The sequence below is a fragment of the Runella rosea genome, from assembly GCF_003325355.1.
GTDB classification, from domain to species: domain Bacteria; phylum Bacteroidota; class Bacteroidia; order Cytophagales; family Spirosomataceae; genus Runella; species Runella rosea.
Map to the genome: position 1 here is coordinate 6,554,396 of NZ_CP030850.1, position 26,801 is coordinate 6,581,196.

Here is a 26,801-nt window from a genome sequence, read left to right on the forward strand (position 1 = left end):
TGCTTTTCGTTTACAGAATATTCAAGCGGTATTTTAAAGTTTAATAGAGTGAAAAAAATATACTTATCATTGATAATAAGTGTTTTAGGCTTGGTTGGGTACGGTCAGGTTACCAAACAGGTTAAAAACAGTGAGCAGATTTGGCTGGGTTATTTTAATCAAACTCGATTGAGTGATAAGTGGGGCGTTTGGACCGATGTGCATTTTCGTACTACTGATGGTTTTGTGGGGGAGCCGTCCAAATTTTTATTTCGGACTGGGTTAATGTACTATTTAACCGACGATTTTAAACTGACCAACGGTTACAATTTTACCAATCATTTTCCCGAAGAAGGTCATGACAACGTATCTATGCCCGAACACAGAATATGGCAGCAGCTGCAGCTCCACACCAAATACGGCAAAGTACGCACTATGCAATGGCTGCGCTTGGAAGAGCGCTGGCGACGAAACATTAAGAATGATAACGAGCTGGCTGCTGGGTACCGTTTTGACACCCGCCTGCGATTCAATTACATGCTTAATATTCCGTTAAGCAAAAAAGGTATTGTCTCGAATACATTTTTTGTGGCGATTAACGATGAAATTTTTGTTAATCTCAGCCGAAAAGTAGTGTATAATACATTTGACCAAAATCGGTTTTTTGCGGGATTAGCCTACCAAACCAGCGCTCATTCTAACCTTCAATTGGGATATATGAATGTTTATCAACAGTTAGGAGTGGGTAATCGCTACCAAAATTTGCATACAATCAGGCTATTTTATTTTCAGAATTTAGATATACGTAAGAATAAAAAAGTACACTAAATACATATAAATCAACACTTTTGCTCTCGTTTCTTTTTTGTTATTAAAATACTTGATAAATAGAAAAAGTAGGCAATTTTTGGCGTCATTTATAATTTGAGAATCTTTAAAAAATACACAGAATGAAATCAATCATTAAAATCGTGGGTGAAGACTACGTTATCTCTTCTCTGCCAAAATCGTATCAAAAAATTCAACCCTTAAAAAATCGAGACACCATTCCTGTGGTTCGCATCAATTTGGAATTAGGCGTTTGGCAATACCTTCCTTCTGGGTTACAAACCAATGGTACAGTGTATCTTCATCAGTTGTTGCAGGATGGACCGTTGGTGATCAGTACCTACAGTCCCGACTGGAATGGGTACGGAGAGCGCCACTTAAAACTCCTCAACAGTATTTATCCGCGAATCCACGCGCTTGGTGGAAATCTACTTGTGCTGACTACGGAGTACTATAAAAACATCGTCCACACGATTCAGGAACATGACCTTGGGTTTAATATAATGCAGGATTATGAAAACAGAATCAGCGAAGCTTTGGGCGTTTATTCTAAATACGAACCCGTTTGGGACCGAATTGCGGGTATTTCAGAAGATGTACCTTTTGCAGCCACGTTTGTAATCAACGCCGACCGTCGCATTGTGTACGACTACGTTGACCGTGATTTTGAGTACGTTGTATCCGATAAAGAAATTGAAAAGGCGGTTAAAATTGCACGATTATTTGGGTAAATAAGACTTATCTAGTAATGCCTAAATTGAGCCACTGTTCATTTTTAATTGACCAACAATTTTTGCATTTTGTACGTCAAAAGACTTTTTTACAAGCGCAATTCTTAAACCTAATGAGAAATGAAAGTTTCTTTAGAATTTAAACTTATTTTTTGCCTGTTCTCAATCTTGATTTTGACAGGGTTTCAGCAGATTTCTGACGATAACACCTACGTAAATGACCTTAAAACTTGGCATCAAAAACGCATAGAAAGCCTCAAAGCCGAGAATGGATGGCTAAATTTAGCGGGTCTGTTTTGGTTGGAAGTAGGCAAGAATAGTTTTGGCGCCGATCCTAAAAACAACGTCGTCTTTCCAGCGGGGAAGAGTGTGCCTTTGCTGGGCTATTTTACCCTCAAAAACGGTGAAGTTTGGGTTGATATTGAACCAAGCGCGAAGGTATCAGTCAATAAAGCACCCGTTACCTCGCTTAAAATCTTTCCTGCTGACCATAACATCGTACTCGAAAGCGGCACTTTACGGTGGTTTGTAATTAAGCGCGGGACTAAATTCGGAATTCGTCTTCGGGATTTAGAAAGTTCAGAATTACAGCATTTTGCGGGGGTGAAAACTTACTCAATTGACCCCAAATGGCGCATAGAAGCCAAACTAGAGCCAGCGACAACCGATAAAAAAATCGCGATTACAGATGTAACGGGTCAAACGTCGCTGCAAACATCTCCCGGTACGTTGGTTTTTTCGATTGATGGAAAAGAACACCGTTTGGATGCTGTAGAAAGTGAAGAACAATTGTTTATTCTTTTTGCCGATCAAACCAGTGGCAAAGAAACCTACGGAGCAGGGCGTTTTTTGTACGCCGAAAAGCCAAACGAACGGGGAACCACCATTCTGGATTTTAATAAATCCATCAATCCGCCTTGTGCATTTACGACCTTTGCCACTTGTCCGTTGCCGCCCAAGCAAAATCGCTTATCCATTGCTGTGACGGCGGGAGAGAAAAACTATGGAAATCATTAAAAACGTACCAAAGAAACTTTTGGTACACTGCGATGAGAAAGAGGTAATTTGAGTGTGTATATCCAAATAAAAAAGCTCCAAATCAGCGATTTGGAGCTTTTTAAATTAACCCACCTATTATTAAAAAATTTGTGTTTGTAATTATAACTTGCTCAATGCTTGCTCAATATCGGCCTTAATATCGTCGATATGCTCAATTCCGACCGAAATACGCAGTTGGTTGGGGTCAACTCCTGCCGTTATTTGCTCTGCTTCCGAAAGCTGAGAGTGAGTCGTGGACGCTGGGTGAATGATGAGCGTTTTTGAATCGCCTACGTTGGCTAAATGACTGATTAACTCTAGGCTGTTCACAAACTTCTCGGCCTGTGCTTTATCACCTTTTACCTTAAAGGAAAGCACGCCGCCAAAGCCACGCGTAAGGTATTTTTTTGCTAGCTCGTGGTACGGGCTGCTTTCCAATCCTAAGTAATTAACGCTTTCAACGGCAGGGTGTTGTTGCAGCCACTGTGCCAGATTTTGGGCGTTTTCGCCAATGCGCTCTACCCTTAGCGTAAGTGTTTCTAGGCCTTGCAATAATAAGAATGAATTGAACGGTGACTGAGAAGGGCCCCAATCACGCAGGCCTTCCACGCGAGCACGAATGATGAACTGAATGTTGCCGAAAGGACCGCCAATGCCAAAGACATCGTTGAGTACCAATCCGTGGTAACTAGGCGACGGAGCCGTAAATTGAGGGTATTTACCATTGCCCCAGTTAAAGGTGCCAGCATCGACAATCACACCACCCATGGTGGTTCCGTGGCCGCCAATCCACTTCGTAGCCGATTCTACCACGATGTGTGCACCGTGTTTGATGGGCTGCGCAATGGCACCGCCCGCTCCAAAGGTATTGTCAACGATGATAGGTAAGTCGTATTTTTGCGCCAGTTTTGCAAATGCGTCAAAATCAGGGACATTGAAGCCTGGATTTCCGATGGTTTCCAAGTAAAGGAACTTGGTTTTTTCGTCAATCAATTTCTCAAAATCTTCAACTTTATCGCCCGACACAAAACGGGCTTCTACGCCGATGTTTTTGAACGAATTTTTGAATTGATTGTAAGTACCGCCGTACAGAAAAGAAGTAGTAACAAAATTGTCGCCAACGGTTGTGATATTATTGATCGCTAAAAATTGTGCCGAATGTCCTGATGCCGTCGCCAATGCTGCAACCCCGCCTTCGAGCGCCGCTATGCGTTTTTCGAAGACATCGTTCGTTGGGTTCATGATACGGGTATAGATGTTTCCGAACTCTTTGAGTGCGAATAGGTTAGCCCCGTGTTCGGCATTGTTGAAGACGTAAGAAGTCGTTTGGTAAATGGGGACGGCACGTGAATTGGTGACTGGATCGGGGACCTGTCCTGCGTGCAGCTGGAGTGTTTCAAATTTCATAAGACTGCTTTTTTGTTTGATGTAAATGAATCTGAGTGATTGGAAAAACGAGAAAAGGTATTTTCACGAAGCACTTCTTAACTAAAGACAAGCCACTGCCTTTTTTCTAAGTATTTCGTAAAAAAAGACAAAAAATTGTGCATTGGCTGTTTTGTTGGCAGCGGTAACTTCAAATAAGTTACTCAATTTAGCTATTATATTAAGGAGTAGGTGAATTTTAATTCGAGAACTGACATGGTAAAGGTGTTTGTGTGTATATCTTGAATTGAATGATAAAGAAATCTAGCCTTTTGGGGTTGTGAAACAGAACAAGTTTTAAGTTTAAAAGTAGCATCAGGCAAATTTGCCCGATGCTATCCCCGCATTTTCAGTACTTGGCGGCGTCAGGTGCCGCATTGGCCGCCAAATTGACATCTAACTGAAAACCTTTAACAACAAAATGACAAAATTGAAATCAAGTAAATAATTTATTTAATATATATACAAAATATACTAAAATAGGAAATAATTTAGTGCTTAGTTCTAGCTTAATAATGCGATTAAAGAAAATTTGCATATTCTCTTTAATGTCTAGCGATTTAATTCCATTGCAAATATCCGTAAAATTACTTTAAGATTCCAAGGATTACTCGGAAAAAACTTCATCATTTTTGTTTTTTGGCTCATATTTGCTGGGTTTTTTACACTATTTTTTGTGCTTTTCTCAAAAAAAGCTACCTTTGCGCCCTCATTTACAATGAGTTCATTAGTATAACCATTTAACAATTCTCAGTATGTTTACAAAACAGTATGAGATGGTGTTCATTTTAACTCCCGTTTTATCTGATCAACAGATGAAGGACACCATTGAGAAGTTCCGCAAAATCCTTACCGACAACGGTGCGGAGCTCGTACACGAAGAAAATTGGGGCCTAAAAAAATTGGCTTATCCAATTCAGAACAAGAACACAGGTTTTTATCACCTCATTGAGTTCAAGTCTGCGCCTTCTTTGATTCAAGTCGTTGAGACTGAATTCCGTCGCGATGAGCGCGTAATGCGCTATTTGACGGTAGCTATGGAAAAACATCACGTAACGTATGCCGAGCGCAAACGCAGTGGATTAGTTGGAAGAAAACAAACCGAAACAGCTAAGGAGGGCGACGCATAATGACACTAGTAAACGAACCAATCGAGCGTAATCAAAATCGCAAAAAGTATTGCCGCTTCAAGAAAGCTGGTATCAAATTCATCGATTACAAAGATCCTAACTTCCTTTTGAAGTTGATCAACGAGCAAGGTAAAATCTTACCTCGCCGCCTGACAGGTACCTCTTTGAAGTACCAACGTAAGGTGTCGCAAGCCATCAAGCGTGCGCGTCACTTGGGATTATTGCCATACGTAGCTGATCAATTAAAGTAAAAACGGAAGGAGAAAACTGACGATGCAAGTTATTTTAAGAACTGATATTGCCGGACTAGGATATAAGAATGATATCTTAGAGGTGAAAGCCGGTTATGGTCGCAACTATCTTATTCCGCAGGGATTTGCGGTGATGGCGACCGAGTCCAACAAAAAGCAATTGGCCGAAAACTTGAAGCAAGCTGCTCACAAGGCCGAAAAAATCAAAAAAGACGCCGAAGATTTGGCAGCAGCCATCGGTGAAATGACCGTTGAAATCGCCGCTAAAGCGGGTGACAGCGGCAAAATCTTTGGTCGTGTGACGAGCATCCAGATTTCGGAAGCCCTCAAAGCCAAAGGATTTGACGTTGATCGTAAGAAAATTACGGTTGAAGACGTAAAAACTATCGGTACCTACAAAGCTACGCTTGATCTTCATAAAGAAGTGAAACATGCCGTAACTGTAAATGTAGTAGCTGAAGCGTAATCAACGCTGAATATAAAAAAAGTGGCGCTACCGAAAGGTGCGCCACTTTTTTTGTGCCCTGCTCTAAGGCGTAGGAGGTGTTGCGGTTGGGGCAGAGCCGCCTTTGCCTCGGATATTGTCGAGCAAATCCTGAAGAATTTTCTCGACTTCTGGTGAATATTTTTTGAGGGTATCGGAGCCCTGGTTTTTGAGCTGCTCGAAATACTCCGGAATCTTTTCAAGGGAGTCTTCGGCCTCCGTTTTCAGATCGCCCGCCTTAGATTTAAGGTCTTCGACCATTTTTTCGCCTTCGTCTGTTTTTAAATATTTGTGTAACGCTACCCCGGCGGCGGCCCCCAGAATAAAAGTAGCTAAGTGTTTGGCATTGACCATGGTATTTGTGGTTTTAGTTTGAAAACATAAACAATATAACACGATTAGATGACGCAAAAAATGATTTTTACACCAACGGTTGGCTTTTTATTTAGACTTTATAAAACTCAACTCTAATTTTGTGTGTTTTATTTCTATACAACAACGTTAATGTCAGCTACTTTAATATATCGTTGACGATTAACGGGAATTACTCACCACTAATTTTCCATAAAGTGCTTGATATCCAAAAAATTCGGCAGGACTTTCCCATTTTAAACGAAGTAATCAACGGAAAACCGTTGGTCTACTTTGACAATGCTGCTACTACCCAGAAGCCACTACCCGTTTTGAATGCCCTGACGCGTTATTATGAGCATTACAACGCCAACATTCACCGAGGAATTCACCATTTAGCCGAAAAAGCCACGTCTGCCTTTGAAGCTTCTCGCCATAAAATTCAGACTTTTTTGAACGCCCGCCACGTGGAGGAAATCATTTTTACTTACGGCACCACCGATGGCATCAACTTGGTTGCTCAAAGTTACGGACGGACATTTTTGAAGGAAGGCGACGAAATCATCATCAGCACCATGGAGCACCACTCCAACATTGTGCCTTGGCAAATGCTATGCGAAGAAAAGGGATGCGTGCTTCGCGTGATTCCCATCAATGACGAAGGTGAATTGCTAATGGACGAATACGAAAAGATGCTTTCTGAGAAAACGAAATTCGTTTCGGTTGTCCACGTTTCCAATGCCCTCGGAACCATCAACCCTGTTGCTGAAATCATTGAGAAAGCGCATGCAGTGGGGGCTAAAGTGCTGATTGACGGTGCGCAGGCTAGTTCTCACATCGACATTGATGTACAGGCCTTAGACTGTGATTTTTACGTATTTTCGTTACATAAACTCTATGGCCCTACGGGCATGGGCGCGTTGTATGGCAAAAAAGACATTCTTAACGCCATGCCACCGTACCGTGGTGGTGGCGAGATGATTAAAGAAGTAACATTTGCTAAAACTACTTACAGCGATTTGCCCTATAAATTTGAAGCCGGTACGCCCAATATCGCCGATGTGGTAGCCGCCTATACGGCCGTTGAATACGTAGAAACGCTTGGTAAAAAGCAGATTGCGGATTATGAGCATGAACTGCTCGTTTACGGTACCGATGCCCTCAACACCATTGGAGGGTTACGATTGGTGGGTACTGCTAAAGAGAAAGTGAGCGTTATTTCGTTTGTGATGGATGGGATTCACCCGCAGGATGTGGGCGTAATTTTGGACCAACAGGGCATTGCCGTTCGGACGGGTCATCATTGTACCCAACCTTTGATGCAGCGACTCGGAATTCCCGGAACTTCCAGGGCCTCCTTTGCGGTTTATAATACCAAAGAAGAAATTGATAAATTAGTCGTAGGTTTGGAGAGAGTTAAAAAGATGTTGAGCTAAAAAACGTGATTTGGATTTTAGCGACTCGGTATTCAAATCGAAAACAGGATTTACAGGTAATATGACAATCAACGAAAAACAAGACGAGTTAATTGAAGATTTTGAGTTGTTCGACGATCAGTTGGACAAAACACAGTATATTATTGACTTGGGTAAAAAACTTTCGCCCATTGCGGAAGACTATAAAACGGATGAAAACCTGATTCGTGGGTGTCAGTCGAAAGTGTGGCTGCACTCTGAAATGCGCGGTGATGTGGTGCATTTTGAAGCCGACAGCGAACCGACGGCCCAAATCAGCAAAGGCCTTGTGAGTCTTTTGATTAAGATATTGTCGGACGAAAAGCCCGAAGATGTAGCCAATGCCGATTTGTACTTTATTGATAAAATAGGCATGAGTAGCATCATTACATCTCGGCGGGCGGGTGGTTTGGCTTCGATGATTGCTAGAATGAAAGAGTTTGCGCAACGCGCCACCGAAAAAGTTAGTTAGTGCAATTGGATGCCTCCAGCGCTCATTACGATTAACCCCAACAGAAATGACCGAATCAGAATTAAAAGAAGAAGTTATCAAAGCCATAAAGTCGGTTTATGACCCCGAAATCCCCGTGGATGTGTGGGAATTGGGCCTGATTTATGACCTGAAAATATTCCCCGTAAACAATGTCTACGTTGAAATGACGCTCACTTCGCCGTCTTGTCCATCGGCGGGGACGATACCTGCCGAAATTGAACAAAAAATCCGGGAAGTGGAAGGCGTCAATGACGTAAGCGTAGAATTGACTTGGGATCCGCCTTACTCACAGGATATGATGAGTGAAGAAGCCAAACTTGAACTTGGATTTTTGTAAAACCTTCCCAGAGAAGGGCTGTATAGCATTAAAAAACTGTAAACTTAAAACTGTAAACTAATTATGTATCCTCCTCACTTAGTAGCTCCGATGAAAGAAGATCTGACGAGCGTAGGATTTCAACAACTCACCGACGCGGCCGATGTAGATAACTTCATGGCAAATGCCAAGGGAGTATCGCTCGTGGTGGTAAACTCCGTCTGCGGATGCGCAGCGGGTGCTTGCCGTCCAGGCGTAAAAGCAGCGTTGGCGTTCAGCGACCAAAAACCCGACAATTTGGTGACGGTTTTTGCGGGTGTTGACCAAGAAGCGACTGCCAAAATGCGTGAATATCTGTTGCCATATCCTCCATCATCTCCTTCTATTGCTATTTTTAAGGATGATGAATTGGTGCATTTTATTGAGCGTCACCACATCGAAGGCCGCAATGCCAAAATGATTGCGGAACATTTAGTGATGGCATTTGAAGAATTCTGCGGAGAGAAAGCGTAAGTACTTTCTTTTACTGCCAGAAGCTAACTTCCCGAAAGTTTCATACTTTCGGGAAGTTTTGTTTTTAAAATATCTTTACACCCTCGCCTTTGTGTTTGCATAAAACCGCATAAGCATTGGGTTTTACCTGACGCAAAGGGGAATTTTCGAGCAAAAACGCCTTTGTTTTATACACCAACCGCTGCTTCCAGTCTTTCATCAGGTAAGAGACGACTTCGTCACTAAAGAACAAAAATAATTCGTCGATGACCTCAAAACCTTCTGATTTTAGTAAGAATTTGAAGAGTGCGGGCGTGTAAATATTGATGTGTCCGTAGGAAAGAAAATGGTCTATTTTGCGGTCTACGAATAGGCTGAAATCAATCGGAACTTCAAAAAACTGGTACTCCGACACGCGGGCAATCTCTCTCAGCAACAAACGCGGATGCTCCACGTGCTCAACGACGTGAGAGCAGGTAGCCAACGGGAACGCTTTATCTTCATAGGGAATCGTATAACCGTCAAATAGTTTTACTTCTCGCAACGATTTCAACTGACGCTCATTGATTTTTTCAATGCCGCTGCCCGAGATTTCTACGGCGTGCAGGTTTTCCGTAAACCCACGGCTGTCGAGTTCTTTCAATACAGCTCCGTCGCCCGCCCCGACGTCTAGTACCTTTTTAAAGTTAAATTTTTGGCATAACTTTATAATGTCATCCGCTTTTTGACGCGCGCCAATCTCACGCCATTGCGCATCAGAATTGACGTATTGTTGGTCGTACACAGTTTGTATCGAGGAGGAAAGCGGGGCGTTTGGCATATGGTTGTAATTCGTACTTTCTTTAGATTGTAAATTGATTTTTATGTTAAAGAGGTTGCCAACTTATAATAAGCAGGTTTGAGTAAATAGCTTCATGTGCATTGGATAGTATATCCACTTACTTTGGACGTATTACACCAAAAAACATAACAAATTCCGCCGCTCCCAAACATTAATTCTCCATTTTGTATAGTTGGTAAATCAGAATCAAGTTGCATTAAAAAATCCATTTTTTCATTGCAAATCGGACACTTTAAAACTTCTGCATTCTGTATCCAAGTTGGCTCACCTCCAAGTCTGAATAAGTTTTCTCTACTATTAGAGATTCCCCAATCTTGGAACTTCCATCTTTCAGGTGTAACGGCACATGATATATAGGTTTCTTTAATTGGGTTATCATAGTAAACTTCAATATCATCATCAGTCGATTGGATTTTTGAAGGTTTACCTTCGGTGTTGTGTTGATAAAAAATAGCTTCACACTCATTTAACTCTCTAAGATGAGCCCCTAATACCAAGACGTTTAATTCTGTAATATTCAATCCATCAGGGATGTTGTCCAAAGTAAAAATATGGAAAAAAGGGTTCTTTTCATCATCAGATAATATCCCACCAAATTTATATTTTTTTGAAGTAGGTGTTAAATTCCATGTGGGGTGTTGCTCTTTATTTATAGAAATCGGTTGATCATTGGGAAAATAATTCTTGGGAAACAACAAATGATACAGTTGGTTGGGACAGTAAGTTTTTATGGTGTTATTCTGTATTGTAAAGCCAACTCGTTCAAGGTATAAAGTGAGCATCGCTTCATTATCAATCAACTTATCTTCAGTTGCAAAATTGTAGGCAAAATTGATTGTTTCTAAATCACGTGTTTCTAGAAGGCATTTGAATAGTCTTTCTTTGTCGTATTGACTTAATTCAGGGTTGATGAGTTTTTTCTTAAAAATTTGGATACTGCGGCTGTTACATTTTCTCCAAGGGTATTGCGCGTAGTAAGTGTACGTATTAGGTTCTAACTCAAAAATTAAGTGAAGATATTCATTAAGAAGTTCGGGAAATTGTAAACTTGCATAGGCAATTACATTTTCAGCATTTTCATTTTCTTCTTTTTGCAAAATTTTTATGGCAATCTGTATAAGTTTACTAAATTGTTTAGCGTCTATATAGCTTAAAGCGTCATCAAAATAGGTAGAAGTCTCTTTGAAAGTTTTCAGGTATGATTCCAAAAAATCAACTAGTTCGTCGCCGTTCCTTGTAAGTTCAAATAGTCTTTCATAAGGCGTATAGATTTTTTCCCATCGCTTATTTCTGAAGTCTTCAAGTAACTCTTTTACTCTTTCAGTCATTCTTATTTGCTCTAAAATCTTTAGACAAAATTAAGCAAAAACGATGGAATCTTCGTAGATTGTATCAAAGTCCCTAAACTTCCCGGGTGATTTGAGTGTTAGAATATCATAAAACAGTTCTCATCCTTAACTTGACAATCTCTCATGCTTGGTCATCGTTTTTCGGAATTTAAGCCCACGGAACAAACCGGTAAAAATAAATTTGACGAGTTGTTGAACATCTTTCAGCAACTCCTGCTGATGAATTCGGGGGATGTATCCCAAGCCATGGCTTGGATGAGTCAACTGGACCGTCAGTATAACCTCACCAACGACGAATACGGCATTGGCGATTTCTTTGAAGACCTCAAGCGCAAAGGCTACATTACGGAGGAAAACGAAGAAGGGAAAGTCATTATGACCCCCAAAACCGAGCGCAGCATTCGTAAGAGTGCGCTAGAAGAGATTTTTGGCAAGCTCAAACGCTCTAAAGCGGGCGGCAACCACCATACGCCCTATACAGGTACGGGTGATGAGCTCAGCAGTGATGTGCGCGATTTTCAGTTTGGCGATACCCTCGACCAAATTGCCATGACCGAATCCATCAAAAACGCGCAGATTAACCACGGTATTGGCGAATTTTTTCTGGTAGAAAATGACCTTGAAGTGGTGGAAAAAGAGCAAAAAACCTTCACCGCTACAGTGTTGATGATTGACGTAAGCCACTCCATGATTCTCTACGGTGAAGACCGCATCACTCCCGCTAAAAAAGTGGCGTTGGCGATGGCGGAGTTGATTAAAACCAAATACCCCAAAGATACGCTCGACATCATCGTGTTTGGCAACGACGCGTGGCAGATTCAGTTGAAAGACCTCCCGTACCTGGAAGTGGGCCCGTACCATACCAATACCGTGGCGGGCTTGGAGTTGGCGATGGATTTGTTGCGCCGCCGCAAGACCAAAAACAAGCAGATTTTTATGATTACCGACGGAAAACCAACTTGCTTGAAAGAAGGCCTTCGTTACTACAAAAATAGCTTTGGCCTCGACCGAAAAATCGTGAGTAAAACCCTCACGCTGGCCGCCCAATGCCGTCGGTTGGACGTGCCGATTACTACCTTTATGATTGCTTCCGATCCGTATCTGAAGCAATTTGTGCAGGAATTTACGCGGGTCAACAATGGCCGCGCATACTACAGCAATTTGCAGGGACTGGGTGGTTTTGTACTGGAAGATTTCCAGCGCAATCGTCGGAAAAATATGAAGTAATTAATGTGAGAGTTGGAAAGATTTCAGAACTTTCCAACTCTTTGTTTTAGATAAAAATGCAAAAAAAGATTGTTTACCTATCGCTGATTGTTTTTGCAGGTATTGTTGCGTATCAAGTATTCCTAAAAGCAACCGAAAAAGAAATTCATCCCCTCACCAAAAGTTGGGAAAAAGCTGTTCCTCACCAACAAATTCCGAAGGGATTGGCGTCATTGAGTGCCGAGCAGTGCGGTGCTTGTCATGTAAAACACTATGAAGAATGGCAACATTCTACCCACTCCCACGCTTGGACGGACTTGCAGTTTCAGGCCGAACTCAAAAAAGAGTCCAGTCCGTATTTGTGCATCAATTGCCACATTCCGCTCCAAAATCAACAGGAATTTATTGTGACGGGGCTGGTTGACGGTGATATTTATCAGCCCGTTAAAGAGAAAAACCCTCATTTTGATAAAAAACTTCAGCAGGAAGGAATCAATTGCGCGAGCTGCCACGTACGCGACAACGTCGTGATTGGCTCCACTGGCACTACGAAAGCCCCTCATGCCACCCGAAAAGACCCCGTTTTTCTTTCCGAAAAGCTGTGTATTTCGTGTCATAATGCCAATGCCGTCGTTACGTCTACTTTGGTGTGTTCGTTTGAAACGGGCGATGAATGGAAAGCAGGACCGTATTATGGGCAGAAAAACTGCATCAGCTGCCACATGGAACCGACAAAGCGGGAGGTCGTGGCGGGCTTTGGCGAGCGATTGAGTCATTTGCATTATTTTGCGGGTTCGGGCATTCCTAAAGTGAAAGGAGCAAAAACCAAAGGGCTAAACGGCTTGGCTTTTTATCCTTCTAAGGTGGAGAAATCTTATGCTGTCAACCAAGAAATTGTTTATCATCTCAAACTTAAAAATGAATTTGCTGGCCACCGAGTCCCTTCGGGAGACCCCGAACGGTTTTTCGGTATTTCAATGGAATTATTGGATGAAAATGGAAAAACCATTGTTCAAAAAACGGATAGGATAGGGGAGAAGTGGGAATGGTATCCAGCGGCTAAAAAGTTAGAAGATAATAATTTGAACCCAAAAGAAGAGCGCACTTTTGCCTTTGCTTACAAACCTACTAAAAAACAGAAACTCACACTTGCGGTCAAAGTGACCAAAAACAGACTGGACCAAAAGTCGGCCGACTATAATAAGTTGGATGAGCGTTATCCGTTATTTATCACAGTATTTGACGAAAAATACGCGATTGAGGTGAGGTAAAGGTAATATATTGCGGGTGTTTTTCACCCCAATGGTACAAAAACTACAATTCTATCTTTAAGGTTGGGGTAAGCCTTTATTTTTGAGGTGTTAATTTAATGTGTTAATTTTGTTGTCATACTAACTAATTAGTTGGCAATTTTAAGCACAGAACCCACCTTTTTATGATTATCAGAAAATCTACCTTGGAAGACTTACCTTCCATTCTGCAACTGTATAAAGATGTAGCCCGTATTTCGGGCGGAATTGCCCGCAAAGAACACGAAATTTCGGAAGCGTATATTCTAAACTTCTTGACCAAAAGTCTCGCCAATGGCTGCTCAATGGTAGCCGAAGATAATGGGAAAGTGGTAGCCGAAGTGCATACGTACTCTTTGGGAATCGAATGTTTTAAGCACCTGTTTGGCGATACTACCATTTGTGTACATCCTGATTATCAGGGAAAAGGCCTGGGGAAAAAAGTGTTTTCGACCTTGCTGGACTATGTGAGCAATGAGCGTAAGGATATTTTGCGGGTAGAGCTGCATGCCCGCGAAAGTAATGCTGCGGCCATCGAATTATATAAAAAACTGGGTTTCAGCGTCGAAGGACGCGCCGTGGGGCGCGTCCTTGACCCTGACGGCCGCATCGTTGCCGATGTGCCGATGGGGTGGTTGAACCCTAATTTTGTACAATAATCCCTTTTATTCCATAACGGGTACCGGCTGCTGAATAAACGCCGCCAAGTCGTGGTTTAATTGGGGCCAGTTGGTGTAGAAAAAGCCGTGGGGGGCGTCTTCGTACGGGATAAGTTGCGAACCAGCAATGCCTGCGTGCAAGATTTTGGCGGTAATATCAAAAGGTACGATTTTATCGCCCGTACCGTGGATAATCAACGTAGGAACATCAATGGAGGCCAATTCTTCGCTTAAATCGGCTTGACTAAACGTAAGAATGCAGTTGATGAAAGCCCGAGGCGATGATTTCATGGTTAACCAGTGAAACCAATCCATGAGTTTGCTGCTCAGGGGTGAACTGATGATTGTAGCCCCAAAAAAGTCCTTCGAAAAAGATTCCATAAAGGCAGCGCGGTCTTCAATGGCGTTTTCAATCATACCGTCAAACACTGATTTTTCAACGCCTTCTTCAAAGGCGGGCGTTTTTAGTAAACGCGGGGCTGCGGCTCCGAGCAAAACTAATTTTGCGATGCGATTGCTGCCGTGCCTGCTGATATAACGAATGGCTTCGGCGCCTCCCATCGAAAAACCGACCAACACAACATTGTGTAAATCAAGTTCTTCAAAAACAGCCTGTAAATCATCGGCGAGCGTGTCATAATCGTAGCCCGCCCAAGGTTTGTCAGATTGTCCAAAGCCACGGCGGTCAATCAGGATGCAGCGATAATCGTTGCCCAGTTGATTGATTTGGTATTCAAACATTTCGTGGCTAAGTGGCCAACCGTGCAAAAAAACGACGGGTTGTCCCTGGCCCCAGTCTTCAACGTGGAGCTGTACATTGGGTGCGGTGGTTATTTTGGGCATAATAGAACGAAGTTAATGGCAGTCTGTAGGAACAAACTGCGGTTGAAACAATAGTTCTATTTCCGTGAAATAAGTATGCCTCCCATGATAACGGTAAAAAAATCCCCAACTTTGACCAAGTTGGGGATTTTAAATTGAATCAATAAATGCACCGCTTTTCTTTAGAAAGGCGAGCGTTTTAGGTCAAATTTTTCTAAATAATCAGAAACACGTTTCACAAACATTCCGCCCAATGCACCATCAACCACGCGGTGGTCATACGAATGCGAAATATACATCATACTCCGCACCCCAATTACGTCACCTTGGGGTGTTTCAATCACCACGGGGCGTTTTTGAATAGCACCAAAGGCCATAATAGCTACCTGTGGTTGCAGAATAATGGGGGTTCCCATGATGTTTCCGAAACTGCCGATATTTGAAACCGTGTAGGTCCCGCCCGCGAGGTCGTCGGGAGTAAGTTTATTTTGACGGGCACGATTGGCCAGTTCGTTCACTTTTTTGGCTAATCCAATCAGGCTGTACTGGTCAGCATTATGGATGACGGGCACAATGAGATTCCCGCTGGGCAATGCCACCGCCATACCGACGTTTATATCCCGTTTTTTGATAATGTTTTCTCCCTCTACCGAAATATTAATCAACGGAAAATCTTTGATGGCCTTCACCACGGCTTCTATCAAAATCGGTGTGAAGGTGATGCCTTCGCCCGTTTGTTTTTTGAATTCATCCTTGATTTGATTCCGCCAAAGAACAACGTTGGTCATATCGGTTTCCACAAACGAGGATACGTGGGCCGAAATACGCTGTGATTCCAGCATCCGCTCCGCAATGACGCGCCGCATTCGGTCCATCGGAATAATCTCGATGCCAGTTTTGCGAATCGACGCAGGCGATTGCGGACTACTGGTATGGGGTGTTTCTTGGGCAACACCTACGTTTTGGGCAGATGTGAGATTTTGGGTAGACTCAAGGCTCTGGGCAGACGCAAGGCCTGCTCCTACGGGGTGGTGTTTCCTTTCTTCCAAATACCCCAAAATATCTTTTTTCGTCACGCGGCTATCGGTGCCAGTTCCCGCAATTCGGTCAAGTTCTTGACGGGAAATACCTTCGGTTTGGGCAATGTTGAGCACCAAAGGAGAGTAAAAACGCCCGCTTGAAGGAACCTCCACTGGGGATTGGATAGGGGAAGTTACCAACGATTGGAATTGGGTTTCCAACGCAAGGGCTTCTTCTGGAACCTCTGCGGGGGGCGTTGGTGAACCGTTTTGGGGCGTAGTGACTTCTGTTTCGATGCGCATTACGATGTTTCCGATGGCCACGACGTCGCCGTCTTTAACCAATATTTCTTTGATAACGCCGCTGTAAGGGCTGGGCACTTCGGTGTCTACTTTGTCGGTAGCTACTTCCATCACCGAATCATCGGATTCGACAGCATCACCTACTTTTTTCAGGATGCTAATGATGGTACACTCCATGACGCTTTCTCCCATTCGGGGCATCACCATTTCTACAATTGCCATTTGTTTTCGTATTAATTCCTATTCCAAACGCTCAAATAATCAATGATTTTATAGACCTAGCAGTTGTTTGCGCAACAGGTTGAGTAAATAAACGCCGGTATATTGGATGTTTTGTTCGCGAAATTTTCCAAGTTGTAATTTTTGGGTTACGGTGCCGTTGGGGCCTGCGCTGGCAATCCAGATGGTACCCACGGGTTTTTCGTCGGTGCCGCCGTCGGGACCTGCAATTCCGCTGGCCGCGATGCCATAAGTGGTGTTGAGCCGTTGGCGCACCCCTTCGGCCATTTCAACGACGGTTTGTTCGCTTACCGCCCCAAACTCCGCCAATGTGCTAGGCTTAACGCCCAATTCAGCTATTTTGACTTCGTTGCTGTAACTGATTACGCCCCCCACAAAATACGCTGACGAGCCAGGCACTTTCGTTATCAAATGCGATGCATAGCCGCCCGTACAGCTTTCGGCGGTAGATAGGGTTTGGCCACGCTCTTTTAGGATTCTTCCCACCACGGTTTCAATTTCGTCGTTGTCATACCCAAAAACGTTGACATCAATCAGTGGCAATACTTTTTCGACTTCGGCTTGGGTCTCTTTTTTGAGTTGCTCCAAGTCGGTGCCCGTTGCGGTGAGGCGAAGACGGACTTGCCCAAAATTGGGTAAATACGCCAATTTGATGTGAGATGGCAGGTTATCTTCCCAATCGGCGATGCGCTCGGCCAAAAAAGATTCTCCAATACCGATGGTGCGGAGCATTTTATGATAAATGATAGGTGTCTCAAAAAAAGCTTGCAATTTGGGCAGGAGCGTGTGCGTCATGAGGTTTTTCATTTCAAACGGCACGCCGGGCATGGAGATAAATACCTTACCGTTGCGCTCAAACCACATGCCTGGAGCGGTTCCCCAACGATTGGCAATATAAGTGCAATTGTTGGGCACTGCTGCCTGCAAACGATTCAGTTCGGTCATTGGACGCCCTCTTTTCTCAAAAAAAGCGGTGATGAATGCCAATGCTTCTTCGTTGATAGAGAGTTCGGTATCGAAATAAGTACAGAGTGTTTTTTTTGTAATGTCGTCTTTGGTAGGTCCGAGCCCACCCGTAATTAGAATTACATCTGCCCGGCTTTCGGCTTCGGCAAGGATTTCTAAGATAGCCTGTTCATCGTCTCCAACTGACGATTTTCGGATGGTTCGAATCCCGATGTTGGTCAATTCGGTGCTAATCCACTGGGTATTAGTATCGGTAATCTGTCCAAACAATATTTCGTCGCCAATCGTAATTACTTCTGCTTTGACCATGTATTCAATTTTTTGTCAAAGTTAGCCAAAATTCTGTTTTGGTAGGAACGTTGGCCTTCCTATACCGCATATTGTTCAAATCTTTTTGGTCGTTTAATCTTTCTCCGTATTGGCTAGAATTAAGGCCCCTCCCGCAATGCCGAGGTCTTTAAGAAGGCTCCCCATTGCCTTTTCATTCCCTTCCAAAAAACTGGGCAAGTGTACAAAAATTGCAAATGAGATAAGCATAATGGCGAGTAGAATCGCGGCGGTTCTCGCCCATTTTTGCAAGATGATTGCCAAAGCAGCGGCCAGTAATGCAATGCCCGTGATGTAAACCCAAACGATACCTCCAGGTAAGTAAGCAGGGACCATTGCGGATACATTGCCAGCATTCATAAGATGGAACACGCCAAAAATCGCCATTGGGATTGCCAGCAACAGACGGCCGAGCGTTGAAAGCATACTTGTGTAAGGTTTAGGGTGAAAGAAGGATAAAGCAGGCAAAAATAAGTGTAATTACATCTGATTACTTAAATATAAAAATAAAAATTATAAATATATTGAGAAAAAAGGAGTAAAGTTAACTTTTTAGGATAGATAAAGGAGGCTTATTCGGGTGGTTTTACCGCTTAATAAACATTTACACCGTTCTTGGAATGTTTTATTATCTTCATCCTTAAAGCTTTGTAATACGTCGCTTAATCTGGTATTTTCGTTCAAAATTTAAACCTTAACTATCCTCATGATTACATTTATTATCATTGTCGTTTTGGCCCTGCTTATAGTGTTAATGACGGTCAAAGTTGTACCTCAACAAACGGCCTACGTGGTTGAACGTCTCGGTAAATTTCATGCCGTGTTGCAGCCAGGTATCAACTTCATTATTCCTTTTTTTGACCGTACGGCCTATAAGCACAGTTTGAAAGAGAAAGCTATTGACATTCCTGAGCAGATTTGTATCACTCGCGACAACGTTCAGGTACGGGTAGACGGGGTGCTTTTTTTACAGGTGATTGACCCGCAACGTGCTTCTTACGGAATCGGAGATTATATTTTTGGGGTAACGCAATTGGCCCAAACCACCATGCGTTCAGAAATGGGTAAGATTGATTTAGATAAAACATTTGAAGAACGGACAACGGTCAATCAGGCTGTGGTTCATGCCATTGATGAAGCGGCGATTGGCTGGGGTGTAAAAATGTTGCGGTATGAAATTAAAAATATCACCCCTCCGCAAAGCGTATTGCATGCCATGGAAAAGCAAATGCAGGCCGAACGTGAACGTCGTGCGTTGATTTTGCAATCAGACGGTGAAAAAATGGCCGCCGTTAACGTAGCCGAAGGCCAAAAGCAAAAGGTGGTATTGGAGTCAGAAGCATTGAAAACGCGTCAGATTAACGAGGCAGAAGGACAAGCCGCCGCTATTATGTCGGTAGCGGATGCCACCGCCGAAAGTATCCGGGTCGTGGCCGCCGCCATTCAGGAAAAAGGCGGAATGGATGCCGTACAACTCAAAGTGGCGGAGCAAATGGTACAGCAGTTCGGAAACTTAGCTAAATCGACCAATACAATGATTTTGCCAGCCAATTTTGGAGACATGGCCTCGATGATTGCGGCGGCCATGAGCGTAGTAAAACAACAGAAGTAATCAATTGGGCTAGAATGGCCCGCAGCGTATAAATTTCTATAAATCAGATGGATTCGATACAGATTTGGGTAATAGTTGGAGTCGCTATGCTGATAGCAGAGCTACTTTCGGTAACGTTTGTTTTCTTGTTTTTGAGTGTTGGGGCATTTGTGACCGCCATTTTATCATGGACAGGTCTTACGCCAACAGTCAATTCCCAGCTTTTCTGTTTTTCGGTGGTTTCGGTGCTTTCATTGTTGGCTTTGCGAAAACCGTTACTTCAGTTTTCGCGCCGCAAAAATAAGTCGCTCGAATACTCTGAATACGTAGGCGACAAAGCCACGGTAGTGCAAACGATTCCCTCTGATGGAGAGGGGCGGGTTTTTTACCGTGGAACCGAATGGATTGCTTTGACCCAAAAAGGGCATCCTATCGCGATGGGTTCGTCGGTGGTCATTAAACAACTTGATGGCATTAAATTGATTGTTTCGGAGCCAGAAACTGCAGAATAAAATAAAGCATTTTATTGCTTAAAAATAAGAGGCGACACCAAACGGTGCCGCCTCTTTATGTAATGTTATTCGCTTACAGATTACACTGTTGTACTTCTTAGTACTTAAACGGCTTTCCACCCGCCAATACTTCCTGCGTTTTTTCATCGAATGTCACGCGCTGACCAGTACGGTAGGCGGCGTTGGCCATAATAGTAGCAATGGAGTGCTGATATCCTGCTTCAATCGGCGCATTGGGCTGCTTGCGGCTGCGCACGCACTCCATCCAGTTTTTGATGTGATTGAAAGTCAATGGGTCGCCCCCAGTGTTGGCGTCAGTCGCTACTTTTATACCTTCGAGCTTAGTTGAAGCTACTAAGTTTGCTTTCAGACCCATCGCGGCAGCTTCGCGCTCACGCAAACCACCCGTTGAGCTGATTTCGTTGGTATCCAAGTTAATCATACCACCGTTTGAGTAATACAATTCCTTGGTTTCGCCCGCAGAATTGGAGAAACGGCTGGTAAATTGTACTTGGAAGCCCGAAGTGGGGTCGTTGGCTGGGCCATAATCAAACACGACCGTGAGGGTATCTGGATTGGTCCGGCCATCTTTCCACTGATAAATCCCGCCGTTGGCTACGGCAGAACGTGGATGTGACAATCCGCTGAACCAGTGTACTGTATCAATTTGGTGGCTCATCCATTGGCCTGGGATACCCGATGAATACGGCCAAAATAGACGATACTCAAGGTATTTGCGGGGGTCAAAGGCCACTTTGGGGCGATTCAATTGGTACCGTACCCAGTCTACATCCGATTCTTTCAAATCTTTGGTCAATTCTGGTCGGCGCCAACGGCCTGGTTGGTTGACGTTCCACATCAATTCTACCATGACGATAGGGCCGAATTTGCCTGATTTAATAAATTCGTCGGCGGCCCAGTAGTTTTCACCGCTGCGGCGTTGCGACCCGATTTGCACGATTTTTCCAGAAGCTTTTACGGCCTTCAATACGGCACGGTTGTCTTCCATGGTTTCGGATAAAGGTTTTTCGGCGTATACATCGCAACCAGCCTGCACGGCCTCAATGGTATGAAGGGCGTGCTGAAAGTCGGCGGTGCTCATAAACACAGCATCCACCATTTTGGCATCGTACATTTCTTCGTTATTGCGGAAAACCTTTACGTTACCTCCCAATTGCTTGTCTAAATAGGCTTTCCCTTCGTCACGACGGCGATTCCAGATATCGGAAAGCGACGTGATTTCAAAGTTCATACCTTTAGACAATTCTTTGAAAGGGCCTACGTGTGAAGCGCGGTGGCGATCAGAAAAACCCACGACACCTACCCGTACGCGGTCATTGGCGCCGATGATTTTAGAATAGCTCGTGGTCGACATTGCGGTCGCGGCACTTGCTAAAATAGATTTTTGTATAAATTCTCTGCGTTGCATTGTAAAACAGGTTTTAAGTATAAAGGCACTTAATTCTTTTCCATACCCCAAAACTCCGTTTTTTTTCTCAAATCGGCAACTGCCAGAAACGCACACCTTGCTGATTGCCAGAATAAACCGCCTTGAAGGAATTAAAAAGCCACCGTATCAGGTGGCTTTTTTTGGGTAATTAAATATTTATTTTAACTCCCTAATTTTGATACTGCGGTACATGACAAGGTCGCCGTGGTCTTGCAACAAAATGGGGCCTTTGGGGGCTGAACCAAATTTGTCGCCCCAAACGGCGTATTTGCTGCGCTGTACGAGGGCTTTGTAAAAGTCTGAGTTGCGGTTGTATTCCACTACTTTGAATCCGTTGAGGTAGTGCTCTACATGATTGTTGGGATAGACCACGATGCGTCCCTGATTCCAATCACCGATTTTTTTAACAGCGCCTCTGCGGTAGCCCGTTTTGTCGGCAGGAATGAGATCGTACAGCGAGCCAATGGTGCGGTTGCCACCAGCACCCATTTTGGCGTCGGGGTGTTTGGCATCGTCCAACACCTGAAACTCCAGACCGATGGCCGAGCCTTTTTTGATGTAATCGGCGGGAACTGTCATCGGTTCACCTGGCTGAAATTCGTGGGTATATTGGAGCAATTCATTGACGAAGTATTTCACGCCCGAGTTGGCGCCTTCAGTCAGTTTGAAATCGAAAGTAAGTTCAAAAGCACCAAATTTTTCGGTGGTCAGGATATCACCGCCGTTGGTTGATTCAGCTCCGTTGCCTTTGTCCACGCTCAACACGCCGTCTTTGATGTTCCAGCCCCCTTTCGGAAATTCTGTTTTGTACGCACCACGCCACCCGTTGGTGGTTTTTCCATCCCACAACAAACGGATTCCCAAGGCTTTTTCTGGTTCAGAAACTGTGTTTGGAATCCAGTTTTCAATGCGAACGGTACTTGCAGGAGTCGGTTGCAGATTGGTGGTTTGAATTCGCACGTTGCGCCAGCGTACCTGCTTGCCTTCATCTTCTTTGCGGTTTCCGATGGAATGAACCTGCAAACAAATGAATCCGCTCAAAGTCATGTCGTCGATTACGTGACTGATTTCAACGCCGTTGACAAACGTCCGCAAGCTGGTTCCGATGGCTTCGATACGGTATTTGTTCCACTGATTGTTGCGCAAAAACACACCTCTGGACTTAGGGTTTACCTCTGGAACGTACAACCATCCACGGCGGGCCTCGTCGTAGATGCCGCCCGATAAGTCGCGGTCAGTGGCGTCAATTTCCGTTTGATAGCCGTGTACGCGGCCATTGTTATAGTCGGGTTTTGACAATGACCGGAATTGAATGCCTGAGTTAAGTCCTTCATCGACGTTTACCTCGCACTCAAAAATAAAATCGCCGTAGTCTTTTTCGGTGGTTAAGAAGGAGTTTGGGGTATTGGCTACGGCTGTTCCGACAATGACGCCGTCTTTCACTTCATATTTAGCCTGACCGTTTAGCTGTTTCCAGCCTTTCAGGGTTTTTCCGTCAAAAAGTGATGTCCAAGCCGCTTTTTGGGCCTGAACCGCATCGAAAGAATGCAAAATCAGTAAAGTAAAGATTGCAAAAAGTGTCTTTTTCATTTTTTAAATGGATGATTAAAATCAAATAAGTAAGAAGTTACCTGTTTCTAACGAAAAATTGAACGGAATCTAGCGCTAAGTTACCCAACCGTTTTAATGCGCGATTGTGAAGCAAATGCTTGACTGCTAGTGGTATAGTTATTTTTTTGTAATTGTTTTATTTTCAAGAATCTGTAATCCTGTCATTCCTGCTGGCAGAGGAAATCTGTAAGGTGGGCGTTCGAGATAGCCCAATAACAGGTCCTTGTCGCCGTCTTGGTCATAATCCGCTTTTTCGAGGAGCATCCATTTGTCTTGTCGGGGCGTAGGAAAGGTTTTGGCAGTAAATTTCAAATTCCCTTGGTTTTCAAAATACACAAATCCTTCCTGTGGATTGGACGGAAAGTAAGAGATAGCCGCAATGTCAATATCGCCATCTTTGTCAAAATCGTCGGCGAGGGCTTTTGAGGCACCATGTAAAGGGAAAAACCATTTTTCCTGAAACTGATTTTTGCCGTCGTTTAAGAAAATACGTACGCCGTGATAGGGTTTCAGAATCATGGAATAATCAGCATTGTCGCCGTTGGTGTACACAATGTCAACCCAACCGTCGCCGTTGACATCGGCCAAATCGGCGTAGCTGGAGCCGTACACGGGTGGGAAGCGCAACAGGATTTGTTTTTCGTATTTTCCACCGCCTCGGTTATAAATCACCGATACTTGTTCGTCGCCCTGCGCCATCATTACAAAAAAGTCCAGTTTGCCATCACGGTTAAAATCGTAGGGCTGAACCAGTCGCGCCCCCGGAGCGGGGTCAAATTTAAACACCTGATAGCTATTGTCTTGTTGCTGTTTAAACCAAGACAATTGACCGACATTGTTGCCATATTCGCACATCACGATGTCTTCGAGGCCATCGCCATCTACATCCGTAAAGGCTTGATTGACAGGGCGACGAAGTTTCTGGAGTATCGGAGTTAAGGCCCATGTTTTGCCATCGGCCGATTTACGGGCTTTTTCCAGCGTGCCCCGATTGTGGTCGTTGGGGTCCATGATGCCCATTAGCAATACATCCAAACTCCCATCGGGGTAGGTCCGTAAATCAGAAGGTGGGCTGCTTACTTTAAGGGAATCGATGCGTTTGAATTGTTGGTCAAATACCGTGACCATTCCTCGGCGACTGCCCACAAATAGCTTCTTGCTGAGGGAATCATACTTGATAAGCGAAACAAAAGGTTCCACGTGCGGAGTATTGGCTTTGGGCAAGAATCGGGAGAGGGTGGGAGAAATAAGGGTTTTGCGCGAGGAATCTGGCAGTTTATCGGGCGCATTTTTGACGTAATAATTCACGATACTTTCCCATTGTTCGGGCGTTACGATGGGGGTTTCGGGGAAAACATTGGCTTCGGTAAACGTGACAATCTCTTCGGTAGAAAAGTCCTGATAAAAGCCAATATTTTGCTGAACGACGCCCAAACGCAGGGCCATTTTGGGCAGCACACTTTCTTTCCACGTCTTTTTGTCAAGTAAATCGGGCGTTGGCATGAGGTGACACCCTCCGCAGTAACTTTGGGCTAATTTTTGCTCCTCCGACTCTTGGGAGGTATTGCAGGCAATGAGAATTGATAATACTAAACCAATAGCAATAATTTTCGTCATGGAATTGTTTACTTTGCAATTAAAACGCAGTGCCAGTGAAAAACTACGCAATGAAATCCAAAACTCCCTTTTTTTGGCGTATTCAGCAATTATTTTTTTGCTTTACCTTACTCAGTTACACGCTTACCTATTTTGCCGTTACTGGGCACTGGCTCGCGGGCTTCATTATGATGAGTCTTCCTTTGCTGCTGATTATGCATATTTTGCTGGTTGGTTTTTGGCTGGTGTTTAATCCCAAAAGGGCATGGCTTTCGGGGTTAGCTTTGATGTTAAGTTTTCCATTTTGGGCAAGAACGTACGGACTGGGGCCAGCAGAAGAAGAAACGGTCTCTTCTAAAAATGAGATTAAGGTGTTGAGTTATAACGTTATGTCGTTTGATGCATACAGTTATTTAGTTGATAAAAATTCCGAAAATACCAACAAGCTGATTGAATGGGTGAAGAAGGAAGATGCCGATGTTAAATGTTTTCAGGAGTTTTTGAATCACCGAGACCGCAAGGATCTGCAAACAGTTGCTCAGTTGAAGAAAGAGGGCTATCCTTATTACGTGTCGATGCAATCTATACAGGATCAGGGCAAAGATTACACAAACGGGTTGGCGATTTTCTCAAAATATCCGATTATTAAACAGGAGAAAAGGGAATTCAGCAATCAAAACGGCATCATTTACGCCGATATCAATATAAAAGGCAATACGATTCGGTTTATCAGTGTGCATTTACGCTCTATGATTGTGCGCGTGGGAGGTATTAAATTGGCGGTCAAAGAAAAGAATCTTGGACTGGGGCGCTATGAGTTGGCGAGTACCTTCAGAAAATTAAAAGGTGGTTTTGTGCATCACGCAGAGGAGTCTAAAATTCTGACGGATTGGATAGAAAAAAGCCCGCATCCCGTAGTGGTATGCGGTGATTTTAACGAAGTTCCGTACAGTTATGCCTACGGACAGGTTCGCAAACGCTTATCGAATGCTTTTGAAGAAGCGGGTTCAGGGTTTGGATTTACGTACCGGAAGGCTCCGGGATTTATCCGAATTGACAACCAGTTTTATGACAAAAAAGGGCTTGAAGTGATTGATTTTCAGACTAGAAAGGATGTGAAATATTCAGATCATTATCCGATTATTGGCCGTTATAAGTTGTTATAATACGCAAATACCTTGGTGATGTCGGACCGTGATTTAAGGCTGAGTTTATTGGTTTTTATGAATTCTTCTACGTCATCGGCACGGTCGGCCATGGCATCCAGTAGTTTCTTTTTTGACGTTCCGATGGAAATCAGGGTGTTGCCTTTTACCACAAAATATTGACTGTTTTTGACGATTTTGGTGTCTTTGCTGCCCAGTGCCATAGCTTCGTTGTAACTGGGTTTGATGATGGAAAGCTTTGTTAATTCGACCAGCGACAGGCGTCCACCTTTGATTAATTCTACAAATCCTTTCATATTGTCTTCCGACCTGAATTGGTTAGCGTTAAGAAAAATGCGCCGCTCTAGTCCCTCAAGTGTGAAAAAACGAATATAATCTCCCGCGAGGACTCTGACGTCGTTGGTGTTGGCGATTTGTATTTCCAATTCATTAACGAACAAATCCAGCCGTAGGGGAACATTGCCTATGCTGTCGCCTTCGCGCCCGGGCGGGCCTATTTTTTTGTATAATTTGATAGAACCTGTTTGCCAGGTCGAATCCAGATACGGGTTGCCTACGAGGTCGCCTTTGGGGCCTTTGATGCCAAATAGCCCCGTATTGACGTTGTTGGCATTGATTTTAAACCCGTTTAAATTAATCAAATCGCGGGCGGTATTTGTCAATTGGCTGTCCGTTTGTTGGGCAATGGCGGTAATGGAAAAGCCGAAAATTAACAAGAAAAAATAAGCCTTCAGCATTTTCAAAAGGGGGTTAGTGAATCAACTTTTCTGCGTAACGTAAAGCTACTAACAATTTTTATGAAGGTGGCGGCCTCTCTTATTTTTATTTCCCATTTCCTGATAGCAGTCAGTTATCTTACTGACCCACCTCATACTCGAATGG

General features: G+C 43.7%; 28 protein-coding genes. 16 read left to right on the plus strand and 12 right to left on the minus strand.

Annotated features, from left to right (window positions below):
* Window positions 1-48: 48 nt before the first annotated feature.
* The 3 genes from DR864_RS26925 (at window position 49) to DR864_RS26935 (ending at window position 2,555) form a co-directional block, all read left to right on the plus strand.
* Window positions 49-807: a DUF2490 domain-containing protein gene (locus DR864_RS26925; protein WP_229599482.1), complete on the plus strand. Its 759-nt coding sequence runs from the start codon at window positions 49-51 to the stop codon at window positions 805-807.
* Between the two features lie 122 nt (window positions 808-929).
* A complete protein-coding gene (locus DR864_RS26930; RefSeq protein ID WP_114069871.1) occupies window positions 930-1,538 on the plus strand; it encodes a redoxin domain-containing protein in 609 nt (202 codons plus the stop codon).
* 120 nt (window positions 1,539-1,658) lie between these two features.
* The gene (locus DR864_RS26935; protein ID WP_114069872.1) at window positions 1,659-2,555 is read left to right on the plus strand and encodes a DUF1684 domain-containing protein; all 897 of its coding nucleotides are present in this window, start codon (window positions 1,659-1,661) and stop codon (window positions 2,553-2,555) included.
* A 141-nt stretch (window positions 2,556-2,696) separates the two neighbouring features.
* Here the strand turns inward: DR864_RS26935 and DR864_RS26940 are convergent, their stop codons facing one another.
* Window positions 2,697-3,983, minus strand: a complete 1,287-nt coding sequence (locus tag DR864_RS26940; protein WP_114069873.1) for an O-acetylhomoserine aminocarboxypropyltransferase/cysteine synthase family protein — start codon at window positions 3,981-3,983, stop codon at window positions 2,697-2,699.
* Between the two features lie 773 nt (window positions 3,984-4,756).
* Between DR864_RS26940 and rpsF the strand changes: the two genes are divergently transcribed.
* From rpsF to rplI, 3 genes are read left to right on the plus strand one after another with little or no spacing between them, the layout of a single operon-like run.
* A complete protein-coding gene (rpsF, locus tag DR864_RS26950; RefSeq protein WP_114069875.1) occupies window positions 4,757-5,131 on the plus strand; it encodes a 30S ribosomal protein S6 in 375 nt (124 codons plus the stop codon).
* Entirely contained in the window at window positions 5,131-5,382 is a 252-nt protein-coding gene (rpsR, locus tag DR864_RS26955; protein WP_013930944.1) for a 30S ribosomal protein S18, read from the plus strand. The genes rpsF and rpsR overlap by 1 nt, the downstream gene beginning before the upstream one ends.
* A 22-nt stretch (window positions 5,383-5,404) precedes the next feature.
* Window positions 5,405-5,848 carry a 50S ribosomal protein L9 gene (gene rplI, locus DR864_RS26960; protein WP_114069876.1) on the plus strand — a complete coding sequence of 148 codons (444 nt, stop codon included), beginning with the start codon at window positions 5,405-5,407 and terminating at the stop codon, window positions 5,846-5,848.
* 63 nt (window positions 5,849-5,911) lie between these two features.
* On the opposite strand, the gene DR864_RS26965 is transcribed toward rplI, so the two are convergent.
* Window positions 5,912-6,220 carry a YtxH domain-containing protein gene (locus DR864_RS26965; RefSeq protein WP_114069877.1) on the minus strand — a complete coding sequence of 103 codons (309 nt, stop codon included), beginning with the start codon at window positions 6,218-6,220 and terminating at the stop codon, window positions 5,912-5,914.
* Window positions 6,221-6,435: 215 nt separating this feature from the next.
* Between DR864_RS26965 and DR864_RS26970 the strand changes: the two genes are divergently transcribed.
* The 4 genes from DR864_RS26970 to DR864_RS26985 all read left to right on the plus strand — a co-directional run bounded on the left by DR864_RS26970 (window position 6,436) and on the right by DR864_RS26985 (window position 8,993).
* Window positions 6,436-7,653: a cysteine desulfurase gene (locus DR864_RS26970; protein WP_205319166.1), complete on the plus strand. Its 1,218-nt coding sequence runs from the start codon at window positions 6,436-6,438 to the stop codon at window positions 7,651-7,653.
* Window positions 7,654-7,714: 61 nt separating this feature from the next.
* A complete protein-coding gene (locus DR864_RS26975; protein WP_114069878.1) occupies window positions 7,715-8,143 on the plus strand; it encodes a SufE family protein in 429 nt (142 codons plus the stop codon).
* Window positions 8,144-8,189: 46 nt separating this feature from the next.
* Window positions 8,190-8,501 (plus strand): SUF system Fe-S cluster assembly protein, encoded by a 312-nt coding sequence (locus DR864_RS26980; RefSeq protein WP_114069879.1) that lies wholly within the window; start codon window positions 8,190-8,192, stop codon window positions 8,499-8,501.
* A 63-nt stretch (window positions 8,502-8,564) separates the two neighbouring features.
* The gene (locus DR864_RS26985; RefSeq protein WP_114069880.1) at window positions 8,565-8,993 is read left to right on the plus strand and encodes a BrxA/BrxB family bacilliredoxin; all 429 of its coding nucleotides are present in this window, start codon (window positions 8,565-8,567) and stop codon (window positions 8,991-8,993) included.
* Window positions 8,994-9,057: 64 nt separating this feature from the next.
* Here DR864_RS26985 and DR864_RS26990 read toward each other — a convergent pair whose 3' ends face one another.
* On the minus strand, window positions 9,058-9,792 hold the full coding sequence (locus DR864_RS26990) for a class I SAM-dependent methyltransferase (RefSeq protein ID WP_114069881.1): 735 nt from the start codon (window positions 9,790-9,792) through the stop codon (window positions 9,058-9,060).
* Between the two features lie 92 nt (window positions 9,793-9,884).
* The gene (locus DR864_RS26995; RefSeq protein ID WP_114069882.1) at window positions 9,885-11,141 is read right to left on the minus strand and encodes a hypothetical protein; all 1,257 of its coding nucleotides are present in this window, start codon (window positions 11,139-11,141) and stop codon (window positions 9,885-9,887) included.
* Between the two features lie 144 nt (window positions 11,142-11,285).
* Between DR864_RS26995 and DR864_RS27000 the strand changes: the two genes are divergently transcribed.
* From DR864_RS27000 to DR864_RS27010, 3 genes are all read left to right on the plus strand, one after another.
* Complete coding sequence (locus DR864_RS27000; protein WP_114069883.1) at window positions 11,286-12,389, plus strand: vWA domain-containing protein; 1,104 nt, start codon at window positions 11,286-11,288, stop codon at window positions 12,387-12,389.
* Between the two features lie 56 nt (window positions 12,390-12,445).
* Window positions 12,446-13,639, plus strand: coding sequence for a multiheme c-type cytochrome (locus DR864_RS27005; protein ID WP_114069884.1), 1,194 nt, complete (start codon window positions 12,446-12,448; stop codon window positions 13,637-13,639).
* Between the two features lie 164 nt (window positions 13,640-13,803).
* Window positions 13,804-14,316, plus strand: coding sequence for a GNAT family N-acetyltransferase (locus DR864_RS27010; protein WP_114069885.1), 513 nt, complete (start codon window positions 13,804-13,806; stop codon window positions 14,314-14,316).
* A gap of 6 nt (window positions 14,317-14,322) precedes the next feature.
* Here DR864_RS27010 and DR864_RS27015 read toward each other — a convergent pair whose 3' ends face one another.
* The 4 genes from DR864_RS27015 to DR864_RS27030 form a co-directional block, all read right to left on the minus strand.
* Window positions 14,323-15,159: an alpha/beta fold hydrolase gene (locus DR864_RS27015; protein ID WP_114069886.1), complete on the minus strand. Its 837-nt coding sequence runs from the start codon at window positions 15,157-15,159 to the stop codon at window positions 14,323-14,325.
* A gap of 161 nt (window positions 15,160-15,320) precedes the next feature.
* The gene (locus DR864_RS27020) at window positions 15,321-16,682 is read right to left on the minus strand and encodes a dihydrolipoamide acetyltransferase family protein (RefSeq protein ID WP_114069887.1); all 1,362 of its coding nucleotides are present in this window, start codon (window positions 16,680-16,682) and stop codon (window positions 15,321-15,323) included.
* 48 nt (window positions 16,683-16,730) lie between these two features.
* Window positions 16,731-17,975 (minus strand): competence/damage-inducible protein A, encoded by a 1,245-nt coding sequence (locus DR864_RS27025; RefSeq protein ID WP_114069888.1) that lies wholly within the window; start codon window positions 17,973-17,975, stop codon window positions 16,731-16,733.
* 93 nt (window positions 17,976-18,068) lie between these two features.
* Entirely contained in the window at window positions 18,069-18,419 is a 351-nt protein-coding gene (locus DR864_RS27030) for a DoxX-related protein (protein WP_114069889.1), read from the minus strand.
* A gap of 280 nt (window positions 18,420-18,699) precedes the next feature.
* Here DR864_RS27030 and DR864_RS27035 point away from each other — a divergent pair, with 280 nt between their 5' ends.
* Window positions 18,700-19,605: an SPFH domain-containing protein gene (locus DR864_RS27035; protein WP_114069890.1), complete on the plus strand. Its 906-nt coding sequence runs from the start codon at window positions 18,700-18,702 to the stop codon at window positions 19,603-19,605.
* A gap of 47 nt (window positions 19,606-19,652) precedes the next feature.
* Complete coding sequence (locus tag DR864_RS27040; RefSeq protein WP_114069891.1) at window positions 19,653-20,096, plus strand: NfeD family protein; 444 nt, start codon at window positions 19,653-19,655, stop codon at window positions 20,094-20,096.
* 97 nt (window positions 20,097-20,193) lie between these two features.
* On the opposite strand, the gene DR864_RS27050 is transcribed toward DR864_RS27040, so the two are convergent.
* The 3 genes from DR864_RS27050 to DR864_RS27060 all read right to left on the minus strand — a co-directional run bounded on the left by DR864_RS27050 (window position 20,194) and on the right by DR864_RS27060 (window position 24,774).
* Window positions 20,194-21,525: a Gfo/Idh/MocA family protein gene (locus DR864_RS27050; RefSeq protein WP_114069893.1), complete on the minus strand. Its 1,332-nt coding sequence runs from the start codon at window positions 21,523-21,525 to the stop codon at window positions 20,194-20,196.
* 177 nt (window positions 21,526-21,702) lie between these two features.
* Complete coding sequence (locus tag DR864_RS27055) at window positions 21,703-23,136, minus strand: 3-keto-disaccharide hydrolase (RefSeq protein ID WP_114069894.1); 1,434 nt, start codon at window positions 23,134-23,136, stop codon at window positions 21,703-21,705.
* Between the two features lie 138 nt (window positions 23,137-23,274).
* On the minus strand, window positions 23,275-24,774 hold the full coding sequence (locus tag DR864_RS27060; RefSeq protein WP_162794161.1) for an FG-GAP repeat domain-containing protein: 1,500 nt from the start codon (window positions 24,772-24,774) through the stop codon (window positions 23,275-23,277).
* Window positions 24,775-24,824: 50 nt separating this feature from the next.
* Here DR864_RS27060 and DR864_RS27065 point away from each other — a divergent pair, with 50 nt between their 5' ends.
* A complete protein-coding gene (locus tag DR864_RS27065) occupies window positions 24,825-25,919 on the plus strand; it encodes an endonuclease/exonuclease/phosphatase family protein (RefSeq protein ID WP_114069896.1) in 1,095 nt (364 codons plus the stop codon).
* Here the strand turns inward: DR864_RS27065 and DR864_RS27070 are convergent.
* Window positions 25,904-26,656, minus strand: coding sequence for a hypothetical protein (locus tag DR864_RS27070; protein ID WP_114069897.1), 753 nt, complete (start codon window positions 26,654-26,656; stop codon window positions 25,904-25,906). The two genes, DR864_RS27065 and DR864_RS27070, sit on opposite strands and share 16 nt — an antisense overlap.
* Window positions 26,657-26,801: the final 145 nt, after the last annotated feature.

Excerpts from the sequence above, each read along its gene's own strand:
- DR864_RS26930 (WP_114069871.1), top strand. The coding sequence starts at position 930 with ATGAAATCAATCATTAAAATCGTGGGTGAAGACTACGTTATCTCTTCT.
- DR864_RS26935 (WP_114069872.1), top strand. The coding sequence starts at position 1,659 with ATGAAAGTTTCTTTAGAATTTAAACTTATTTTTTGCCTGTTCTCAATC.
- DR864_RS26940 (WP_114069873.1), bottom strand. The coding sequence starts at position 3,983 with ATGAAATTTGAAACACTCCAGCTGCACGCAGGACAGGTCCCCGATCCA.
- rpsF (WP_114069875.1), top strand. The coding sequence starts at position 4,757 with ATGTTTACAAAACAGTATGAGATGGTGTTCATTTTAACTCCCGTTTTA.
- rpsR (WP_013930944.1), top strand. The coding sequence starts at position 5,131 with ATGACACTAGTAAACGAACCAATCGAGCGTAATCAAAATCGCAAAAAG.
- rplI (WP_114069876.1), top strand. The coding sequence starts at position 5,405 with ATGCAAGTTATTTTAAGAACTGATATTGCCGGACTAGGATATAAGAAT.
- DR864_RS26965 (WP_114069877.1), bottom strand. The coding sequence starts at position 6,220 with ATGGTCAATGCCAAACACTTAGCTACTTTTATTCTGGGGGCCGCCGCC.
- DR864_RS26975 (WP_114069878.1), top strand. The coding sequence starts at position 7,715 with ATGACAATCAACGAAAAACAAGACGAGTTAATTGAAGATTTTGAGTTG.
- DR864_RS26980 (WP_114069879.1), top strand. The coding sequence starts at position 8,190 with ATGACCGAATCAGAATTAAAAGAAGAAGTTATCAAAGCCATAAAGTCG.
- DR864_RS26985 (WP_114069880.1), top strand. The coding sequence starts at position 8,565 with ATGTATCCTCCTCACTTAGTAGCTCCGATGAAAGAAGATCTGACGAGC.
- DR864_RS26990 (WP_114069881.1), bottom strand. The coding sequence starts at position 9,792 with ATGCCAAACGCCCCGCTTTCCTCCTCGATACAAACTGTGTACGACCAA.
- DR864_RS26995 (WP_114069882.1), bottom strand. The coding sequence starts at position 11,141 with ATGACTGAAAGAGTAAAAGAGTTACTTGAAGACTTCAGAAATAAGCGA.
- DR864_RS27000 (WP_114069883.1), top strand. The coding sequence starts at position 11,286 with ATGCTTGGTCATCGTTTTTCGGAATTTAAGCCCACGGAACAAACCGGT.
- DR864_RS27005 (WP_114069884.1), top strand. The coding sequence starts at position 12,446 with ATGCAAAAAAAGATTGTTTACCTATCGCTGATTGTTTTTGCAGGTATT.
- DR864_RS27010 (WP_114069885.1), top strand. The coding sequence starts at position 13,804 with ATGATTATCAGAAAATCTACCTTGGAAGACTTACCTTCCATTCTGCAA.
- DR864_RS27015 (WP_114069886.1), bottom strand. The coding sequence starts at position 15,159 with ATGCCCAAAATAACCACCGCACCCAATGTACAGCTCCACGTTGAAGAC.
- DR864_RS27020 (WP_114069887.1), bottom strand. The coding sequence starts at position 16,682 with ATGGCAATTGTAGAAATGGTGATGCCCCGAATGGGAGAAAGCGTCATG.
- DR864_RS27025 (WP_114069888.1), bottom strand. The coding sequence starts at position 17,975 with ATGGTCAAAGCAGAAGTAATTACGATTGGCGACGAAATATTGTTTGGA.
- DR864_RS27030 (WP_114069889.1), bottom strand. The coding sequence starts at position 18,419 with ATGCTTTCAACGCTCGGCCGTCTGTTGCTGGCAATCCCAATGGCGATT.
- DR864_RS27035 (WP_114069890.1), top strand. The coding sequence starts at position 18,700 with ATGATTACATTTATTATCATTGTCGTTTTGGCCCTGCTTATAGTGTTA.
- DR864_RS27040 (WP_114069891.1), top strand. The coding sequence starts at position 19,653 with ATGGATTCGATACAGATTTGGGTAATAGTTGGAGTCGCTATGCTGATA.
- DR864_RS27050 (WP_114069893.1), bottom strand. The coding sequence starts at position 21,525 with ATGCAACGCAGAGAATTTATACAAAAATCTATTTTAGCAAGTGCCGCG.
- DR864_RS27055 (WP_114069894.1), bottom strand. The coding sequence starts at position 23,136 with ATGAAAAAGACACTTTTTGCAATCTTTACTTTACTGATTTTGCATTCT.
- DR864_RS27060 (WP_162794161.1), bottom strand. The coding sequence starts at position 24,774 with ATGACGAAAATTATTGCTATTGGTTTAGTATTATCAATTCTCATTGCC.
- DR864_RS27065 (WP_114069896.1), top strand. The coding sequence starts at position 24,825 with ATGAAATCCAAAACTCCCTTTTTTTGGCGTATTCAGCAATTATTTTTT.
- DR864_RS27070 (WP_114069897.1), bottom strand. The coding sequence starts at position 26,656 with ATGCTGAAGGCTTATTTTTTCTTGTTAATTTTCGGCTTTTCCATTACC.